At 71.7% G+C, this 18,388-nt stretch carries 15 protein-coding genes and 1 riboswitch; of the genes, 10 read left to right on the forward strand and 5 right to left on the reverse strand.

All coding sequences use genetic code 11. The annotated features are described in order from the left end of the window. Positions 1-73 precede the first annotated feature (73 nt). Positions 74-2,161, reverse strand: coding sequence for a phenylacetic acid degradation bifunctional protein PaaZ (gene paaZ / locus IM778_RS12545; RefSeq protein WP_194409203.1), 2,088 nt, complete (start codon positions 2,159-2,161; stop codon positions 74-76). Further along, on the reverse strand, positions 2,158-2,904 hold the full coding sequence (locus IM778_RS12550) for an enoyl-CoA hydratase/isomerase family protein (RefSeq protein ID WP_228484535.1): 747 nt from the start codon (positions 2,902-2,904) through the stop codon (positions 2,158-2,160). The genes paaZ and IM778_RS12550 overlap by 4 nt, the downstream gene beginning before the upstream one ends. A gap of 111 nt (positions 2,905-3,015) precedes the next feature. Here IM778_RS12550 and paaI point away from each other — a divergent pair, with 111 nt between their 5' ends. Then, positions 3,016-3,432, forward strand: coding sequence for a hydroxyphenylacetyl-CoA thioesterase PaaI (gene paaI, locus IM778_RS12555; RefSeq protein WP_228484536.1), 417 nt, complete (start codon positions 3,016-3,018; stop codon positions 3,430-3,432). A gap of 302 nt (positions 3,433-3,734) precedes the next feature. Here paaI and IM778_RS12560 read toward each other — a convergent pair whose 3' ends face one another. Beyond that, positions 3,735-5,117: an MFS transporter gene (locus IM778_RS12560; RefSeq protein ID WP_194409205.1), complete on the reverse strand. Its 1,383-nt coding sequence runs from the start codon at positions 5,115-5,117 to the stop codon at positions 3,735-3,737. A 123-nt stretch (positions 5,118-5,240) separates the two neighbouring features. Here IM778_RS12560 and IM778_RS12565 point away from each other — a divergent pair, with 123 nt between their 5' ends. The 7 genes from IM778_RS12565 (at position 5,241) to IM778_RS12595 (ending at position 12,931) form a co-directional block, all read left to right on the forward strand. Next, positions 5,241-6,899 (forward strand): fumarylacetoacetate hydrolase family protein, encoded by a 1,659-nt coding sequence (locus IM778_RS12565; RefSeq protein ID WP_194411871.1) that lies wholly within the window; start codon positions 5,241-5,243, stop codon positions 6,897-6,899. Continuing rightward, a complete protein-coding gene (locus IM778_RS12570) occupies positions 6,896-7,597 on the forward strand; it encodes a GntR family transcriptional regulator (protein ID WP_194409206.1) in 702 nt (233 codons plus the stop codon). Before IM778_RS12565 ends, IM778_RS12570 begins: the two co-directional genes overlap by 4 nt. Before the next feature lie 60 nt (positions 7,598-7,657). Next, positions 7,658-9,214: a 5-carboxymethyl-2-hydroxymuconate semialdehyde dehydrogenase gene (gene hpaE / locus IM778_RS12575; protein WP_194409207.1), complete on the forward strand. Its 1,557-nt coding sequence runs from the start codon at positions 7,658-7,660 to the stop codon at positions 9,212-9,214. Between the two features lie 131 nt (positions 9,215-9,345). After that, entirely contained in the window at positions 9,346-10,512 is a 1,167-nt protein-coding gene (hpaD, locus tag IM778_RS12580; protein ID WP_194409208.1) for a 3,4-dihydroxyphenylacetate 2,3-dioxygenase, read from the forward strand. A 114-nt stretch (positions 10,513-10,626) separates the two neighbouring features. Next, the gene (locus tag IM778_RS12585) at positions 10,627-11,412 is read left to right on the forward strand and encodes a 2-keto-4-pentenoate hydratase (RefSeq protein ID WP_194409209.1); all 786 of its coding nucleotides are present in this window, start codon (positions 10,627-10,629) and stop codon (positions 11,410-11,412) included. Beyond that, on the forward strand, positions 11,397-12,200 hold the full coding sequence (locus IM778_RS12590) for an HpcH/HpaI aldolase family protein (protein WP_194409210.1): 804 nt from the start codon (positions 11,397-11,399) through the stop codon (positions 12,198-12,200). The genes IM778_RS12585 and IM778_RS12590 overlap by 16 nt, the downstream gene beginning before the upstream one ends. Positions 12,201-12,385: 185 nt before the next feature. Continuing rightward, positions 12,386-12,931 (forward strand): hypothetical protein, encoded by a 546-nt coding sequence (locus tag IM778_RS12595; protein WP_194409211.1) that lies wholly within the window; start codon positions 12,386-12,388, stop codon positions 12,929-12,931. An 86-nt stretch (positions 12,932-13,017) separates the two neighbouring features. On the opposite strand, the gene IM778_RS12600 is transcribed toward IM778_RS12595, so the two are convergent. Together IM778_RS12600 and glyA are read right to left on the reverse strand one after the other, a co-directional pair. After that, a complete protein-coding gene (locus tag IM778_RS12600) occupies positions 13,018-13,899 on the reverse strand; it encodes a bifunctional methylenetetrahydrofolate dehydrogenase/methenyltetrahydrofolate cyclohydrolase (protein WP_194409212.1) in 882 nt (293 codons plus the stop codon). Positions 13,900-14,084: 185 nt separating this feature from the next. Next, entirely contained in the window at positions 14,085-15,359 is a 1,275-nt protein-coding gene (gene glyA / locus IM778_RS12605; protein WP_194409213.1) for a serine hydroxymethyltransferase, read from the reverse strand. 36 nt (positions 15,360-15,395) lie between these two features. Continuing rightward, a riboswitch (ZMP/ZTP riboswitch) is annotated at positions 15,396-15,480 on the reverse strand. 177 nt (positions 15,481-15,657) lie between these two features. Between glyA and IM778_RS12610 the strand changes: the two genes are divergently transcribed. Together IM778_RS12610 and nagA are read left to right on the forward strand one after the other, a co-directional pair. Further along, complete coding sequence (locus IM778_RS12610) at positions 15,658-17,172, forward strand: beta-N-acetylhexosaminidase (protein WP_194411872.1); 1,515 nt, start codon at positions 15,658-15,660, stop codon at positions 17,170-17,172. Next, positions 17,169-18,302 (forward strand): N-acetylglucosamine-6-phosphate deacetylase, encoded by a 1,134-nt coding sequence (gene nagA / locus IM778_RS12615; protein ID WP_194409214.1) that lies wholly within the window; start codon positions 17,169-17,171, stop codon positions 18,300-18,302. The genes IM778_RS12610 and nagA overlap by 4 nt, the downstream gene beginning before the upstream one ends. Positions 18,303-18,388 lie beyond the last annotated feature (86 nt).

Genomic DNA, 18,388 nt, shown 5'->3' on the forward strand with positions numbered 1-18,388 from the left:
CCGTCACCGACTGGTGTTTCCGCAGCCCACAGCCCACAGCCCGCAGCCCGCAGCCCACAGCCCGCGGGGCGGGCTACTCCTTGGCGACCAGGGTCAGCACGTCGTAGGTGGCGACGACCTCGTCGCGCTGGTTCACGAGCACGGCGTCCCAGCGCACCTCGCCGTACTCCTCGCTCTCGCGGGGGCTGATCTGCTTCGCCGTGAGGGTGACCCGCACCTCGTCGCCCGGCGACACCGGGGTGACGAACCGCAGGTTCTCGAGACCGTAGTTCGCGAGCACCGGACCCGGATCCGGGTCGACGAAGAGCCCCGCCGCCCACGAGAGCAGCAGGTATCCGTGCGCCACACGCCCCGGGAAGAAGGGGTTCGCAGCCGCGGCCTCCTCGTCCATGTGCGCGTAGAAGCGGTCGCCGGTGAAGTCCGCGAAGTGCTCGATGTCGTCGAGGGTCACCGGGCGGGGCTCCGAGACGACACGGTCGCCGACGCGGAGCGATGCGAGCGGCTTGCGGAAGGGGTGGGTGCCGTCATCCGCGGCCGCACCCGCGCGCCACTGCCCGGTGAGCCCGGTGAGCACGCCCGGCGATCCCTGCAGCGCGGTGCGGCGCATGTAATGGAGCACCGAGCGGATGCCGCCGAGCTCTTCGCCGCCACCGGCGCGCCCGGGTCCGCCGTGCACGAGGTGCGGCACCGGCGAACCGTGCCCCGTGGAAGAGCGCGCGACCGAGCCGTCGAGGACGAGCACCCGCCCGTGCCACGGCGAGATGCCGCGCACGAGCGCCCCGACCACGCCAGGATCGGCCGAGCACACGGTCGCCACGAGCGAGCCTCCGCCGAGGTTCGCGAGGCGTACCGCGTCGTCGAGGTCGCGGTAGCCGAGCACCGAGGCGACGGGTCCGAACGCCTCGATGTCGTGCACGGCCGGGGCCGAGGCATCCGCGAACCGCAGCAGCACGGGCGCGACGAACGCCCCGTCGCCTGCGACCGGGCCGTCGGCCCGCACGGCCTCGGGCTCCTCGAGCGAGCCGATCACGATCTCGCCGCCGCCGGAGACCAGGTCGCGCACGCGCGCGATCGTCTCGTCGCGCTGCGCGAGGCTCGCGAGCGGACCCATCGTGACGCCCTCCGCCCGCGGGTCGCCGAGCACGACCTTCGCCGCGAGGCGCGCGCGCACCGCCTCGATGACGTCGTCGACGGATGCCTCGGGCACGATGACGCGCCGGATCGCGGTGCACTTCTGCCCGGCCTTGGCCGTCATCTCGGTGACGACCGAGGCGACGAACGCCTCGAACTCCGGCGTGCCGGTGGCCGCGTCGGGGCCGAGGATCGCGGCGTTGACCGAATCGGCCTCCGTCGTGAGGCTCACACCGCGCACCACGACCGCGTCGTCGCGGCGCAGCATCCGCCCGGTCGAGGCGGAGCCGGTGAACCCCACGGCGTCGCGCGCGTCGAGGAGGTCGAGGAACCCGTGCGCCGAGCCGACGACGAGCTGCAGCGAGCCGTCGGGCAGCAGGCCCGACTCCGTCATCACGCGCACGGCGGCCGCGGTGAGATACGCGGTCGGCGTGGCGGGCTTGACGATCGAGGGCACACCGGCGAGGAACGCCGGCGCGAACTTCTCGAGCATGCCCCACACCGGGAAGTTGAAGGCGTTCACCTGGAACGCGACGCCGGGCAGGCGCGTCCACACGTGCTGGCCGCCGAAGCCGCCGTCGCGCGACAGGTTCTCGGGCGGGCCGTCGACGAGAGTCGTCGCGTTCGGCAGCTCACGGCGACCCTTCGAACCGTAGGTGAAGAGCACGCCGATGCCACCGTCGACGTCGATCATGCTGTCTCGCACGGTGGCTCCGGTCTGCGCGCTGACGGCGTAGAGGTCGTCCTTCGCGGCGGTGAGCGCTTGCGCGAGCGCCTTCAGGATGAGCGCGCGGCGGTGGAACGGCAGCTCGCCCAGCGACGCCTGCCCCACCGTGCGGGCGTAGTCGACGGCGGCGGCGATGTCGGGAGCATCGCCCACGCGCGCGACCGGGGCGCCGGTCGCGGCATCCTGCAGCAGCGTGGTGCGGGTCGCGTCCGGCGCGCGCCACGCGTCGGCGATGAAGCTCTCGAGCAGCGGCGCAGCCGAAGCATCCGGCGTGATGTCGCCGATGGCGGATTCCAGGGTCATGCGTTCTTCCTCTCCGGCCGCCGGTCGAGCCAGGCGGTCATGCGCTCGTACTTCGCGGGTGAGCCGAAGCACTCGGCCTGCGCGGCTTCGGCCGCGGCCCGCGGATCGTCGGTGGGATCGTCGATCAGCCGCTTCGTGTGCCGGATCGCGAGCGGGTCGAGTGCGGCGATGCGATCGACGAGGGCATCGGCCGCGGCATCGAGCTCGGACGGATCGTGCACCGCGACCACGAGCCCGGCGGCCAGGGCCTCGCGTGCGTCGAGCACGCGACCGGCCAGCAGCATGTGCTTCGCGAGCGGCTCGCCGACGAGCCGCGGGAGGCGCCACGTCGCGCCGGCGGCGGGGACGATGCCCAGCGACGGCTCGGGGCTCCCGAAGCGCGCCCGGTCGCTCGCGATGCGGAGGTCCGCGGCGTACGCCAGCTCGGCCCCGCCGCCGAGGGCCCACCCGTCGACGACCGCGATCACGGGCATCGGCAGGCGCGCGAGTCGGTCGAACAGCCGCGAGTTGATGCCCTCGCGCGCGTCGGCGGGCGTGCGATCGCGCAGCTCGGCGATATCGGCGCCGCCCGCGAAGACACCGTCGCTCCCACCGATCAGCAGGATCCGCGGCTCGCGCTCGAGCTCGTCGCACACCTCGTGCAGCTCGTCGACCATGGCGCGGTCGATCGCGTTGCGCGCTTCAGGACGGTGCAGCCGCACCCAGAGGCGGTCGGCGCGATCGTCGCGCAGGATCGTCGGCATCGGCATCCGTTCGTCATCGTCGACGGCGAGCGCCGTGGATTACTGAACGCTCGTTCTGTACGATGATCGCACAGCGCCGCGAGCGGCTCAACGTCGAGCGGGAGGATCGCCATGGACGACGTCTACGCGACCGAGCACACGCGACGCATGATCGCGCACGACGCGGCCTCGACGGCACTCGGCATGCGGGTGGTGCGCGCCGAGCCCGGGCGAGCCGTCGTCCGGATGACCGTGCGCGCCGACATGCTCAACGGCTTCGCCGTCGCACACGGCGGCCTCGTATTCGCCCTCGCCGACACGACGCTCGCCCTGGCCTGCAACGAGACGGATGCCGTCACCCTCGTGTCGGGCGCCGACATCGCCTTCCTCTCCCCCGCACGAGACGGGGACGAACTCGAGGCGGTCGCCGAGCGCCGCACGGTGGAGGGTCGCTCGGGCCTCTACGACGTCAGGGTCGCCACGACCGACGGCCGCGTGGTCGCCGAGGTGCGCGGCCGCACGCGCGTCACCGGCATGCCGAGGCCCTGACCGGCGGCCCGGCGGCGGCCTCTCGGTCCGCCCCCCGCGGTGCGAAAACACCAGTCCGTCGCCCGACACGCCGGGCCGAGGCATCCGTCACCGGCGTGTCGCCCTCACCGACTGGTGTTTCCGCAGCCCGGCCGGGCCCCGCAGCGCGCCCGGGCCCCCCGCAGCCCAGCCGGGCTCCGCAGCCCAGCCGGGCCCGGCAGCCACCCCGAGCCCGGGAGGCGCGACCTCGGGGCCCGCCACGCTGTGACGAGACCACGACGAAGGCCCGCCCACCGAAGCGGACGGGCCCTCGGATCGCGGCGTCAGGCGCGGGACAGTCCGTAGACGGGGCTCACGGACTGCTCGGCCTCGTGGTCGGGACCCAGCGGGATGCCGCTGCGGTCGCGCAGCAGCAACGTCGCGATGAGGCCCACGAGCGTCATCCCCGCGAGGTACCAGGTGACCGCCGTCGTCGAGCCCGTGGCATCCACGAGCGCGGTCGCGATCGTCGGAGCGAAGGCGCCGCCGAGGATCGCGCCGATCGCGTACGAGATCGACACCCCCGAGAAGCGGATCGACGCCGGGAACAGCTCGGAGTACAGCGCCGCCTGCGGGCCGTACGTGAAGCCGAGGCCGATCGTGAGGATCGCAAGACCCAGGAACAGCACCCAGATGTCACCGGTGTTCACGAGCGGGAACAGGAGGAACACGGCCGCGAGCTGCAGGATCCACCCGGCGATGTAGGTCGTGCGGCGTCCGATGCGGTCGGAGATGAAGCCGGCCGCGAGCGTCGACAGCAGCCACGTCACCGCCGACCCGGCGACCGCCCACAGCACGGGACCGCGCTCGAGGACGAGGGGTCCGTCGGGGTTGGTGGCGTAGCCCTGGATGTAGCCGCCCGTCGTCATGTAGCCGACGGCGTTGTTGCCGGCGAACACCAGCGCGGCGATGATCACGAGCAGCAGGTGCTTGCGGAAGAGCGTGATGATCGGCATCCGGGACTTCTCCTTGCGCTCGGCGAGCTCGGCGAAGACCGGGCTCTCCTCGACGCGGCGGCGGACGTAGTAGCCCACCAGGATCAGCACCACGCTGAGCAGGAACGGCACGCGCCAGCCCCAGACCAGGAATGCGTCTCCTGGGGCGATCATCGCCATGAGCGCCATGATGCCCGACGCGAGCAGCAGGCCCAGGGGCACGCCGATCTGCGGCGAGGCGCCGAACGCGCCGCGGCGCTGCCTCGGCGCGTGCTCAACGGCCATGAGCACCGCGCCGCCCCATTCGCCGCCGGCGGAGATGCCCTGAAGGATGCGCAGGAGCACGAGCAGGATCGGCGCCGCGATGCCGATCGCCTCGTACGTGGGCAGCACGCCGATGAGCGCCGTCGCCGCGCCCATGAGGATGAGCGTCCACATCAGCACGACCTTGCGGCCGTACTTGTCGCCGAAGTGCCCGGCGAGGAAGGCGCCCAGCGGGCGGAACAGGAAGCTCACGCCCACGGTCGCGAAGGCGACGAGCGCGCTGTTCGCGCCGAGGGGTGCGAAGAAGAGCTGGCCGAACACGAGGCCGACAGCCGTCGCGTAGATGAAGAAGTCGTACCACTCGACGGTCGTTCCGACGACCGTCGCGAAGACGACACGGCGGCGGTCGACCGCGGAGGCGATCGTGCCGGTGGGGGTGAAGCCCGGTGCGGGCTGCGATGTGCTCATTCGGGTGACTCCTGTGTCTGGGTGACGTCGTCGTCGCGGTTCTCGTCGTGATGGTTGCCGCTCGTGCGACCGATGATATACGATTTCGGATACGACGCAAGAGTGAGGAAGCTCATGGACGAGATGGATGCTCCGGCCGCCGATTCCGCGGCCGATCCACGATTCGCCGCCCTGCCCGCACGCCCCGGCAAGGTCATCGCGATCCACCTCAGCTACGCGTCGCGGGCGGATCAGCGGGGCCGGCGGCCGCAGCATCCGTCGTACTTCTTCAAGCCCTCGTCGTCGCTCGCCGCCTCCGGCAGCACGATCGAGCGGCCCGCCGGCACCGAGCTGCTGGCCTTCGAAGGCGAGATCGCCCTCGTGATCGGCACGCCGGCACGCCGCGTCTCGCTCGAGGACGCCTGGGCGCACGTGGGATGGGTCACCGCCGCGAACGACTTCGGGCTCTACGACCTCCGCGCGAACGACAAGGGCTCGAACGTGCGCTCCAAGGGCGGCGACGGCTACACGCCGATCGGGCCGTCCCTCTTCGACGCCCGCGCGGTCGATCCTCGCGGACTGCGGGTGCGCACCTGGCTCAACGGATCGCTGGTGCAGGACGACACCTCGGCGGGCATGATCTTCCCGCTCGCGCAGCTGGTGGCCGACCTGTCGCAGCACTTCACGCTCGAGACCGGCGACGTGATCCTCACCGGGACTCCCGCCGGGTCGTCGGTCGCGATGCCCGGCGACGTCGTCGAGGTCGAGGTCGACGACCCGCACGGCGCGTCGTCGGGACGCCTGGTGACCACCGTGACGCAGGGCCAGGTGCCCTTCGACCCGGAACTGGGCTCGATGCCTGCCCTCGACGATGTGCAGCGCGCCGAGGCCTGGGGGTCGCGCGAGGCCGCGGGGCTGCCTGCGGAGGGTGTACCGGAATCAGGACATCTGGCGGAGACAGGACAATCGGCGGCAGAATCTCCTGCCTCCGCCAGATGTCCTGTTCTCGCAGACGAGCTGCGCGCCAAGCTCGGCGTCGCGCCGGTCGCGGGGTTGTCGGCACAGTTGCGCAAGCGCGGGCTGAACAACGTGCACATCGACGGCGTGCGGCCGCTGCATCCGGAATCCAAGCTCGTGGGCATCGCCCGCACGCTGCGATTCGTCCCCGGGCGCGAAGACCTGTTCGCGTCGCACGGCGGCGGCTACAACGCGCAGAAGCGCGCGTTCGACGCGGTGGGCGAGGGCGAGGTCATCGTGATCGAGGCGCGCGGCGAGACCGGATCGGGAACCCTCGGCGACATCCTCGCGATCCGGGCCCACGCCCGCGGTGCGGCCGGCATCGTGACCGACGGAGGGGTGAGGGATGCCGCGGCCGTCGCCGCGGTCGGCATCCCGGTCTACTCCGCCGGCGCGCACCCCGCCGTCCTCGGACGCAGGCACGTGCCGTGGGACACCGATGTCGCGGTGGCCTGCGGTGGCACGACCGTCGAGCCGGGCGACGTCATCGTGGGCGACTCCGACGGCGTCGTCGTGATCCCCCGCGGAATCGTCGAGGAGGTCGTCGATGCGGCAATCGCCCAGGAGGACGAGGACGCGTGGATCGCGGACCGCGTCGCGGAGGGCCACGCGGTCGATGGACTGTTCCCGATGAACGCCGAGTGGCGGGCGCGCTTCGACGCCGACCGCGCGGCTGCGGCTGCGGCTGCGGCTGCGGCTGCGGCTGCAGAATCCGGTCGCGGCGCCACAGATCTGAGCAGCCACGACAGGAAAGTGGCGCCGCACGGCGGGGAGAGCGCCCGATGAGCGACATCGAGACAGACCGCGAGGCGCCGAGCCAGAGCAAGTCGCAGCGCGCGTACCACTGGATCAAGGAGCGCATCGCGAACCAGGAGTTCACGCCCGGATACCGCCTGGTGCTCGGCGCGATCGCCGGCGACCTCGACATGAGCGTCGTGCCGGTGCGCGAGGCGATCCGCCAGCTCGAGGCCGAGGGGCTCGTGACCTTCGAGCGCAACGTCGGTGCCCGCGTGTCGATGGTCGACGACTCGCAGTACCGCTTCAGCATGCAGGCACTGTCGATCCTCGAGGGCGCCGCGACGGCGCTGGCCGCGCGCCGGCTCACCGCCGACGACATCCGCAACGCCCGCCGCATCAACGAGCTCATGATCGAGACGCTGGAGCACTTCGACCCGCGCGCGTTCACCGCTCTCAACCAGGAGTTCCACGCGGCACTGTTCTCGAAGTGCGCGAACCCGCGCATGCTCGAGCTCGTGAACGCCGAATGGGCTCGCCTCGGACACCTGCGCGACTCGACCTTCAGCTTCGTCCCCGGCCGCGCCGCCGAGTCCGTGCGCGAGCACGAGAACATCATCCAGCTCGTCGAGACGGGCGCGCCGCTCGGCGAGATCGAGAAGGCGGCCCGCCGGCACCGGTCGGCGACCCTCGACGCCTACATGATCCACGAGCACCCCGACGAGGCCCTGGGCCTGCCGGCCTTCTGACCCTCCGGATGCCGGGGCACCGGCATCCGTCATCCTCCCCTCCCCGCGAAGGAGCACCCCATGACCGACACCACCACCGCCCTGGATTCGCGGCACGTGCCCGACGGCCTGCCCGAGCACATCCAGCACTACATCGACGGCGAGTTCGTCGACTCTGCCGACGGCGACACGTTCGACGTGCTCGACCCGGTCACGAACGAGACGTACGTCCGCGCGGCCGCCGGCAAGAAGGCCGACATCGACCGCGCCGTCGCGGCCGCCCGCCGCGCGTTCACCGAAGGACCGTGGCCGCGCCTGCTGCCCCGCGAACGCTCGCGCGTGCTGCACCGCATCGCCGACATCGTCGAGTCGCGCGACGCCCGGCTCGCCGAGCTGGAGTCGTTCGACTCGGGGCTTCCGATCACGCAGGCGCTCGGCCAGGCCCGGCGTGCGGCCGAGAACTTCCGGTTCTTCGCCGACCTGATCGTGGCGCAGGCCGACGATGCCTACAAGGTTCCCGGCCGTCAGATGAACTACGTCAACCGCAAGCCGATCGGCGTCGCGGGGCTCATCACGCCGTGGAACACGCCGTTCATGCTCGAGTCGTGGAAGCTCGGCCCGGCGCTGGCCACCGGCAACACCGTGGTGCTCAAGCCCGCCGAGTTCACGCCGCTGTCGGCCTCGCTGTGGGCCGGCATCTTCGAGGAGGCCGGGCTCCCCCAGGGTGTCTTCAACCTGGTGAACGGACTGGGCGAGGATGCCGGGGACGCCCTCGTGAAGCACCCCGAGGTGCCGCTCATCTCGTTCACCGGCGAGAGCCGCACCGGGCAGATCATCTTCGGCAACGCCGCACCCCACCTCAAGGGCCTGTCGATGGAGCTCGGCGGCAAGAGCCCGGCGGTGGTGTTCGCCGACGCCGACCTCGAAGCGGCGATCGACGCGACCATCTTCGGCGTGTTCTCGCTCAACGGCGAGCGCTGCACGGCGGGATCGCGCATCCTCGTGGAGCGCCCGATCTACGACGAGTTCGTGGCGCGGTACGCCGCCCAGGCCGATCGCGTCGTCGTCGGCTATCCGCACGATCCCGCGACCGAGGTCGGTGCCCTCGTGCACCCCGAGCACTACGACAAGGTCATGTCGTACATCGAGATCGGAAAGACCGAGGCGCGCCTCGTCGCCGGCGGCGATCGCCCCGTGGGCTTCGACACCGGCAACTTCGTGCGCCCGACGGTGTTCGCCGACGTCGCACCCGAGGCCCGGATCTTCCAGGAGGAGATCTTCGGACCCGTCGTCGCGATCACGCCGTTCGACACCGACGAGGAGGCGCTCGCGCTCGCCAACGGAGTTCGCTACGGGCTCGCGGCCTACGTCTGGACCAACGACCTCAAGCGCGCGCACAACTTCTCGCAGGCCATCGAGGCGGGCATGGTGTGGCTGAACTCCAACAACGTGCGCGACCTCCGGACCCCGTTCGGCGGCGTCAAGGCCTCGGGGCTCGGCCACGAGGGCGGCTACCGCTCGATCGACTTCTACACCGACCAGCAGGCTGTGCACATCACGCTCGGCCCGGCGCACAACCCCACCTTCGGCCGCCGGGTTGAGGAGGCGCCCCAGCGCCGTCTCGATACCAAGAGCTGATCCGAGGCATCCCATGCGTTTCGTCTCGGTCGCTTCGCTCCCTCGCTCAACGCCCCGGAGCCCCGGGTCGTTGAGCGAGCGAAGCGAGACGAAACGCCCCCGACCCGAATCCCACACGCAAGGACGCGAACATGACTGAACGCAAAGACATGACCCTCACCTCCTCGGGCTTCTACGTGAGCCAGGAGGCGCCCATCCACACCGACGACCCGGTGCCGACCCCGACGAGCCCCGCGCCCGACATCCTCCGGTGCGCGTACATGGAGCTCGTGGTGACCGACCTCGCGGCATCCCGCGCGTTCTACGTCGACGTGCTGGACCTCGTCGTGACCGAGGAGGACGAGAACACCGTCTACCTCCGCTCGATCGAGGAGTTCATCCACCACAACCTCGTGCTGCGCAAGGGTCCGGTCGCGGCGGTCGCCGCGTTCTCGTACCGCGTGCGCACGCCGGAGGACCTCGACAAGGCCGTCGCGTTCTACACCGAGCTCGGCTGCGACGTGCGGCGCAGCCCCGAGGGTTTCACCACGGGCATCGGCGACTCGGTGCGCGTGGTCGACCCGCTCGGCTTCCCGTACGAGTTCTTCCACGACGTCGAGCACGTCGAGCGCCTCGCGTGGCGCTACGACCTGTACACGCCGGGCGCCCTGGTGCGGCTCGACCACTTCAACCAGGTCACGCCCGACGTGCCGCGCGCCGTGAAGTTCATGCAGGACCTCGGCTTCCGCGTCACGGAAGACATCCAGGATGCCGCGGGCACCGTGTACGCCGCATGGATGCGCCGCAAGCCCACCGTGCACGACACCGCGATGACCGGCGGCGACGGACCCCGGATGCACCACGTGGCCTTCTCGACCCACGAGAAGCACAACATCCTCGCGATCTGCGACAAGCTCGGCGCGCTGCGCCGCTCCGATGCGATCGAGCGCGGCCCCGGCCGCCACGGCGTCAGCAACGCGTTCTACCTGTACCTGCGCGACCCCGACGGGCACCGGGTCGAGATCTACACGCAGGACTACTACACCGGCGACCCCGACAACCCGGTCGTCACATGGGACGTGCACGACAACCAGCGCCGCGACTGGTGGGGAAACCCCGTGGTTCCGTCGTGGTACACCGAGGCATCCCTCGTGCTCGATCTCGACGGCAACCCGCAGCCGGTCGTCGCACGCACCGACGAGTCCGAGATGGCGGTGACGATCGGCGCCGACGGCTTCTCGTACACCCGCCCCGACGACCAGGCCGAAGAGCTCCCCAGCTGGAAGCAGGGCGAGTACAAACTCGGCCACCAGCTGTGATGTGCGCTCCGGAACGCATCGACGCCCACCGCGGGCCAGGACGGTACCGTGTGCAGGATCAGACCGCACGCGCGGCGATGACCGGTCGTGAGCACAGCACGGGAAGGGGGACGGATGCTGTCGCCTGACATCGTCGCGCAGCTCGCGGCCGAGCTGGCCGAGGCCGACCGCACGCACGGCGTGATCCCCCGCATCACGGCGCGGTATCCGGAGGCCACGGTCGAGGACTCGTACGCGATCCAGGGGGTGTGGCGCGACCGCATGATCGCGGACGGCAGGCGCCTCGTGGGCCGCAAGATCGGGCTCACCTCGAAGGCGATGCAGCAGGCGACGGGCATCACCGAGCCGGACTACGGCGTGATGTTCGACGACACCGTGTACCGCTCCGGCGCCGAGATCCCCGTCGATCGGTTCTCGAACGTGCGCATCGAGGTCGAGCTCGCGTTCGTGCTCGCGCGGCCGCTGGAGGGGCCGGACTGCACGCTCGACGACGCCCTCGCGGCGATCGACCATGCCGTGCCGGCGCTCGAGGTGCTGAACTCCCACATCGAGCTCGAGGGACGCACGATCGTCGACACGATCGCCGACAACGCGGCGTACGGCGCGATGGTGCTCGGCGAGGTGCGCAAGCGGCCCGACGAGATCGACCTCCGCTGGGTTCCCGGCGTCCTGAGCCGCAACGGCGAGATCGAAGAGACCGGCGTGGCCGCCGGCGTGCTCGGCCACCCCGCGACGGGCGTCGCGTGGCTGGCGAACAAGTTCCATCAGCACGGCGGGCGGCTCGAAGCCGGCGAGATCATCCTCGCGGGTTCGTTCACGCGCCCCATGTGGGTCTCGCGGGGCGATAGCGTCAGGTGCGACTACGGACCGATGGGGGTGATCGAGTGTCGCTTCGTCTGACCCCGACGTTCCGCGCCGCGCTGGGCGGGGCCGGGCGCCCGCTCGCGGGGATGTGGGTGTGCTCGGGCTCGCCGCTGGTCGCCGAGATCTGCGCCGGATCGGGCCTGGACTGGGTGCTCATCGACATGGAGCACTCCCCCAACGGCCTGGAGTCGGCGCTCGCCCAGCTGCAGGCCGTCGCCGCGTACCCGGTGACGCCGGTCGTGCGGGTGCCGATCGGCGAGGTCGTCACGATCAAGCAGGTGCTCGACCTCGGCGCCCAGAACCTGCTCGTGCCGATGGTGTCGTCGAGGGCGGATGCCGAAGCCGCCGTCGCCGCCGTGCGCTACCCGCCGCGGGGCACACGCGGCGTCGGCTCGGCGCTCGCCCGCTCGGCCCGCTGGAACCGGGTCGACGACTATCTCCAGGACGCCGACGCGCACGTGTCGCTGTTCGTGCAGATCGAGACCGCCGCCGGCGTCGACGCCGCGGCCGAGATCGCGGCGGTCGACGGCGTCGACGGCGTCTTCGTCGGCCCCAGCGACCTCGCCGCGTCGATGGGGCTGCTGGGTCAGCAGACGCACCCGGATGTGGTCGCCGCAGCGCTGCGCACCTTCGACGCCGTCCGCGCGGCGGGCAAGCCCGTCGGCGTGAACGCGTTCGACCCCGCCGCTGCCGACGCCTACCTCCAGGCGGGCGCGTCGTTCGTGCTGGTCGGCGCCGACACCGCGCTCCTCGCCCGCGGCTCGGAGGCTCTCGCGGCCCGATTCATCCCCGCCGGCCCCGGCACTGAGCGCGCCTCGTACTGACCCGCCGCGCCGGCTCGGCATCCGCCGTCGCAATCCGCGGTTCGCGCGTCCCGTTCACCGCACATTCCGACTGCGGAGCACACAGGCTCGACCGCTCCGCAGTCGGAAGATGCGCTCGTGCGCCCGAGGGTGGCGCAGGAAGTGGCTGCGGAGCGGATCGCGCGGGAGCATGGCACAGTGATCCCATGAGGAAGTGGGTCGTGCGGTTCGTGTCGCTGCTCGTGTTCAACGTCGTCGTGCTGCTGGTGGTGGGCTGGCTCACCCCGGCCCGCGTGGGATGGGCGGCCCTCTGGGCGGGGATCGTCCTGACGGCGCTCGTGATCTGGATCAAGCCGCTCGTCGAGAAGTGGTTCCGCTCGATGGCCGCGAAGCGCGGCCGGGCGGGCGAGAAGCTCGTCGAGCTGCTGATCGCGTTCGCGGTCGCCCTGGTCGTGTGGATCGGCACCGTGCTGCTGTCGGGCGTCTCGATCGGCGGCGGCTTCTTCGGCTGGATCTGGGGCTACCTGCTGCCCCCGGCGATCCTGCTGATCGGATGGGCGATCTACGACGCGATCGACGACAGGGTGGAGTCCCACACCGGCGCCCTCTACGACAGGGCCACGGGGTCGCGCGCGGCCACGACGGATGCCTCGGCCCCGGCGGTCCCGAACCCCGAGGCCGCGGCGGGTCGCCGCGAGCTGAACGACGGCCTCACCGACGAGCAGCGCCGCATGCTCGACGAGCTCGGCTGAGCCCGGCCGCCGCCTCCCGCCGAACGCCTGGGTTCTGCGGGAGCGAGGGGTGCTCGACGCCGGCGCAGGTGAAGCGGACGGATGCCTCAGCCCGCGGCGCGCTCGGCGGCCTCGACGACGTTCGTCATGAGCAGCGCCACGGTCATCGGGCCCACTCCGCCCGGGTTCGGCGAGAGGAAGCCGGCGACCTCGGCGACGTCGGGGTGGACGTCGCCGTACACCTTGGACTTGCCGGTCTCGGGGTCGCGTTCGCGCGTCACGCCGACGTCGAGCACTGCGGCGCCGGGCTTGACGTCCTCGGCGCGCACGATGTGCTTGACCCCGGCGGCCGCCACGATGACGTCGGCCTGGCGCAGGTGGTGCGACAGGTCGGCGGTGCCGGTGTGCGTGAGGGTCACGGTGGCGTTGATCTCGCGGCGCGTCAGCAGCAGCCCGATCGAGCGGCCGATGGTGACGCCCCGGCCCACGACGACGACATCCTTGCCCGTGAGGTCGTAGTCGTTGCGCAGCAGGAGCTCGATCACGCCGCGCGGCGTGCACGGCAGCGGAGTCGTGATCGGCGCGTTGACGTTGAGCACGAGGCGGCCGAGGTTCGTCGGGTGCAGGCCGTCGGCGTCCTTCGCGGGGTCGATGCGCTCGAGGATCGCGTCGGTGTCGATGTGCCTCGGCAGCGGCAGCTGGACGATGTAGCCGTGGCACGCCGGGTCGGCGTTGAGCTCGTCGATGAGGGCCTCGACGTCGGCCTGCGTGGCATCGGCGGGCAGCTCGCGCTGGATCGAGTTCATGCCGATGGCCTCGGACTCGCGGTGCTTCATGCCGACGTACAGCTGCGAGGCCGGGTCGGCGCCCACCAGCACGGTCGCGATGCCGGGCACGATGCCCTTCTCCTTCAGCGCGGCGACGCGCTCGCGCAGCTCTTCCTTGATCGCGGCCGATGCGGCGCGCCCATCCAGTCGTTGTGCGGTCATGTCCTGCCTCCGTCGAGGTTGAGAAACCATGCGGAGGTTGAGACACCGCGGTACGCGTGGTTTCTCAACCTCCGCGTGGTTTCTCGAGTTGATGTGGGGTGACGGATGCCGCGGGCCGCGGCATCCGCAGTCGTCTGTGTCCGAGCCTGGTACACGACGACGGGGCGGCGTGAGCCGACTTCCGCTCAGTGGCGGAGTCCCGGATAGAGCGGGAAGGCCGCGGTCAGCGCGGCCACGCGCGTGCGCAGCGCCGCGAGGTCGGCGTCGGGCAGCAGCGCGAGGGCGATGATGTCGGCGACCTCGGTGAACTCGGCGTCGCCGAACCCGCGCGACGCGAGGGCGGGCGTGCCGATCCGCAGGCCCGAGGTCACCATCGGCGGCCGCGGGTCGTTCGGCACGGCGTTGCGGTTCACCGTGATGTGGATCTCGTGCAGAAGGTCTTCGGCCTGCTTGCCGTCGATCGCGGCGTGGCGGAGGTCGACCAGCACCAGGTGCACGTCGGTGCCGCCGGAGCGCACCGAGATGCCGGCATCCGTCACGTCCTGCTGCGACAGCCGCTCGGCGATGATGCGCGCACCGCGCAGCACGCGCTCCTGACGCTCCTTGAACTCGGGCGTGCCGGCGAGCTTGAACGCGGTGGCCTTGGCGGCGATGACGTGCATGAGAGGGCCGCCCTGCTGGCCCGGGAACACCGCCGTGTTGATCTTCTTGGCGAGGTCGGCGTCGTTGGTGAGGATGAAGCCCGAGCGGGGGCCGCCGATCGTCTTGTGCACCGTCGACGAGACGACGTGCGCGTGGGGCACCGGGTTCGGGTGCAGTCCCGCGGCCACGAGGCCGGCGAAGTGCGCCATGTCGACCCACAGGTAGGCGCCGACCTCGTCGGCGATCGCGCGGAAGCGTGCGAAGTCGAGCTGACGCGGGTACGCCGACCAGCCCGCGATGATCACCTTGGGCCGGTGCTCGCGCGCGAGGCGCGCGACCTCGTCCATGTCGACGGTGGAGGTCTCGGGGTCGACGCCGTACGCGACGATGTCGTAGAGACGGCCCGAGAAGTTGATCTTCATGCCGTGTGTGAGGTGACCGCCCTGGTCGAGCGAGAGCCCGAGCAGCGTGTCGCCGGGGCGCGCGATGGCGTGCAGCACCGCCGCGTTGGCGGTCGCGCCCGAGTGGGGCTGCACGTTGGCGAACTCCGCACCGAAGAGCGCCTTGGCCCGCAGGATCGCGAGCTCCTCGGCGACGTCGACCTCTTCGCAGCCGCCGTAGTACCGGCGGCCCGGGTAGCCCTCGGCGTACTTGTTGGTGAGCACCGAGCCTTGCGACTCGAGCACCGAGACGGGGACGAAGTTCTCGGAGGCGATCATCTCGAGGTAGCCGCGCTGACGCTCGAGCTCGCGCTCGAGCACCTGAGCGATCTCGGGATCGACCTCGGCGAGAGGGGCGTTGAAGTACTGATCGGTCATGGCGATCTCCTTGACGACGGCTTCGGTTGGTTGTCCCGCATCGGCCCAGGCGCGCGGTCGAATGCCGTTGTCGGTCGCTCCCCGGTGGTGACCCACCTCAACGCCAGTCGCGACATCCCGAGCATAACGGATGCCGTCGCTCTCGCAGCGCCCGAATCGGCCCTGGTAGGCTAAGCCGGACCCTTTTGTTAGGACTCTTTACATGACGCGTCGCCGGAGACGGGCTGTCACGGCAGCCACTGTGCTCGTCGTCGCGCTGCTCGCCGGCTGCGCTCCGGCGGCCCAGAATGGAGACACCGTGTCGCTCCCCTCCGTCGTCCCCGCCCCCGCATCGATCGAGGCGGGACCCGGAGAGCCGTTCCGGCTGAGCGGCGAGACCGCCGTGACCGGCGACGCCGCTGCCGCGGCCGCGCTCTCGTCGGTGCTCCAGGCGCGCACCGGCCTGACCCTCGCCCGACGGGACGGGGCCGCGATCGCCCTGCGCGTCGACCCCTCCGCCGGCGCGGCGGAGTCGTACCGGATCGCCGCGGACGCGGCATCCGTCGTCGTCACCGGCGCCGACGCCGCCGGACTCTTCTACGGAGTGCAGACCCTGACCCAGCTCGTCGCCCGCGACGGCGAGGAGTGGATCATCCCGGCGGTCACGATCGCCGATGCGCCGCGATTCGCCTACCGCGGCGTCATGCTCGACGTCGCGCGGCACTTCCACCCCCTCGCGACCGTGAAGGGCTACATCGACCGCGCCGCGTCGCTCAAGTTCAATGCGCTGCACCTGCACCTCACCGACGACCAGGGCTGGCGGCTCCAGCTCGAATCGCGGCCGGAGCTCACCGAGCATGCCGCCGCGACGTCGGTCGGTGGGGACCCGGGCGGCTTCTACACCAAGGACGAATACCGCGAGATCGTCTCGTACGCGGCCTCGCGGCACATGATCGTGGTGCCCGAGATCGACATGCCGGGGCACACCCACGCGGTCGGACTCGCCTACCCCGAGCTCGCCGAGGACCCGAGCGTCAATGACGAGATGCGCGAGATCATCCGCCTCCACGGCGGCGGCGAGCCGGCACCCGGAGAGCCCTACACCGGGATCGCCGTCGGCTTCTCGTCGCTGAAGATCGGCGACGAGGCGACGTACGACTTCGTCGCCGATGTGTTCGGCGAGCTGGCCGCGATGACCCCCGGCCCGTACCTGCACCTGGGCGGCGACGAGTCGCTCAGCACGAGCGACGAGGACTTCGCGTCGTTCATCGCCCGCGCCAGCGCGATCATCGCCGACCTCGGCAAGACCCCGGTCGCGTGGCACGAGGCGGGCGCCGCCGCCGGCATCGCCGACACCACGATCGGACAGTACTGGGGCTTCGTCACTCCGACCGGCGGCATGGACGATCGCGCCCGCGCGTTCGTCGCGAACGGGTCGCAGCTGATCCTCTCGCCCGCCGACGCGATCTACCTCGACATGCAGTACCCGTCCGGCCCCCAGCTCGGACTCGCGTGGGCGAACGGCCCCACGAGCGTCGAACGCGCCTACTCGTGGGAGCCGTCCGAGGTCATCGCCGGCATCGAGGACGCCGACATCCTCGGCGTCGAGGCACCGCTGTGGACCGAGACGATCCGCACCGAGGCCGACATCGATCTCATGGCCTTCCCCCGCGTCGCCGCGGCGGCCGAGGCGGGGTGGTCGCCCGCGACCGGCGAGAGCGAACTGCGCACGTGGGAGTCGTTCCGCGCCCGCGTCGGCGCCCTCGGCCCGCTCTGGACGAGCCTCGGGATCGGCTTCCACCCCTCCGACGAGATCCCGTGGGCCGACCGATGAGCACGCTGATCCACTCCGTCCGCGTCCTCGGATCCACGATCCCGCCCGGCACCGCCGCCGCGTGGGTGCTGCTGGACGCCGGCCGGGTCGCCGCGGTGGGCGACGGAGGCGACCGGCCCGTCGCGGACGAGGTCGTCGACGGCGGCGGCGGATGCCTCGTCCCGGGGTTCGTCGACATCCACGGGCACGGCGGGGGCGGGGCCACCTACGACGACGGCCCCGACGCGGTGCGGGCAGGACGCGCCCTGCACCTCGCCCACGGCACGACGCGCGCCGTCGTCTCGCTGGTGACGGCGTCGCTCGACGAGATGGCCGCGCGGGCCGCGATGGTCGCCGACGCGTGCGCCGCCGATCCGACCGTCCTCGGCTCTCACCTCGAGGGCCCTTTCCTCGACCCCGGACACAAAGGCGCCCACACCGCGGGCCGGCTGCGCGCGCCGGACGCGGCATCCGTCGACCTGCTGCTCGAGGCCGGGCGCGGCACGATCCGGCAGGTGACGCTCGCACCCGAGCTGCCCGGTGCCGACGACGCGATCCGCCGCTTCACCGAGGCCGGGGTCGTGGTGGCCGTCGGCCACACCGACGCCGACGCGACGGCCGCGCACCGCGCCTTCGACGCCGGCGCGACGGTGCTCACGCATGCGTTCAACGCGATGCGCGGCATCCACCATCGCGCCCCCGGGCCCGTCGTCGCGGCACTGCGCGACGACCGCGTCACGCTCGAGGTGATCGCCGACGGCGTCCACGTCGACCTGGAGCTCGTCGCGACCCTGTTCGCCGCGGCCCGCGACCGTATCGCGCTGGTCACCGACGCGATGGCGGCGGCCGGGGCGGCTGACGGCCGGTACCGGCTCGGCGGCCTGGGGGTGACGGTGTCGGACGGCGTCGCGCGTCTCGACGACGGCGGGTCGATCGCCGGCTCGACGCTGACCCAGGACGCGGCGATCCGGCGGGTGGCCGGGGCCGGAGTGCCGCTGACGGATGCGGTCGCGGCGGCGACGTCGATCCCGGCGGCGGCGATCGGCCGCCCCGATCTCGGCCGCCTCGACATCGGCAGCATCGGCGACGCCGTGCTGCTGGACGACGCGCTCGAGGTCCGGCGCGTCTGGGTCGCGGGGGAGCCCGTCTGAGCCGGGAACGATGAAGGCGGGGCCGGAGATCCCTCCCCCGAGATACCTCCGGGCCCCGCCATGCCCCGCGGATCGGGACCGCGGGA

Source organism: Microbacterium cremeum (genome assembly GCF_015277855.1).
Classification (GTDB): domain Bacteria; phylum Actinomycetota; class Actinomycetes; order Actinomycetales; family Microbacteriaceae; genus Microbacterium; species Microbacterium cremeum.

Excerpts from the sequence above, each read along its gene's own strand:
- paaZ (WP_194409203.1), bottom strand. The coding sequence starts at position 2,161 with ATGACCCTGGAATCCGCCATCGGCGACATCACGCCGGATGCTTCGGCT.
- IM778_RS12550 (WP_228484535.1), bottom strand. The coding sequence starts at position 2,904 with ATGCCGACGATCCTGCGCGACGATCGCGCCGACCGCCTCTGGGTGCGG.
- paaI (WP_228484536.1), top strand. The coding sequence starts at position 3,016 with ATGGACGACGTCTACGCGACCGAGCACACGCGACGCATGATCGCGCAC.
- IM778_RS12560 (WP_194409205.1), bottom strand. The coding sequence starts at position 5,117 with ATGAGCACATCGCAGCCCGCACCGGGCTTCACCCCCACCGGCACGATC.
- IM778_RS12565 (WP_194411871.1), top strand. The coding sequence starts at position 5,241 with ATGGATGCTCCGGCCGCCGATTCCGCGGCCGATCCACGATTCGCCGCC.
- IM778_RS12570 (WP_194409206.1), top strand. The coding sequence starts at position 6,896 with ATGAGCGACATCGAGACAGACCGCGAGGCGCCGAGCCAGAGCAAGTCG.
- hpaE (WP_194409207.1), top strand. The coding sequence starts at position 7,658 with ATGACCGACACCACCACCGCCCTGGATTCGCGGCACGTGCCCGACGGC.
- hpaD (WP_194409208.1), top strand. The coding sequence starts at position 9,346 with ATGACTGAACGCAAAGACATGACCCTCACCTCCTCGGGCTTCTACGTG.
- IM778_RS12585 (WP_194409209.1), top strand. The coding sequence starts at position 10,627 with ATGCTGTCGCCTGACATCGTCGCGCAGCTCGCGGCCGAGCTGGCCGAG.
- IM778_RS12595 (WP_194409211.1), top strand. The coding sequence starts at position 12,386 with ATGAGGAAGTGGGTCGTGCGGTTCGTGTCGCTGCTCGTGTTCAACGTC.
- IM778_RS12600 (WP_194409212.1), bottom strand. The coding sequence starts at position 13,899 with ATGACCGCACAACGACTGGATGGGCGCGCCGCATCGGCCGCGATCAAG.
- glyA (WP_194409213.1), bottom strand. The coding sequence starts at position 15,359 with ATGACCGATCAGTACTTCAACGCCCCTCTCGCCGAGGTCGATCCCGAG.
- nagA (WP_194409214.1), top strand. The coding sequence starts at position 17,169 with ATGAGCACGCTGATCCACTCCGTCCGCGTCCTCGGATCCACGATCCCG.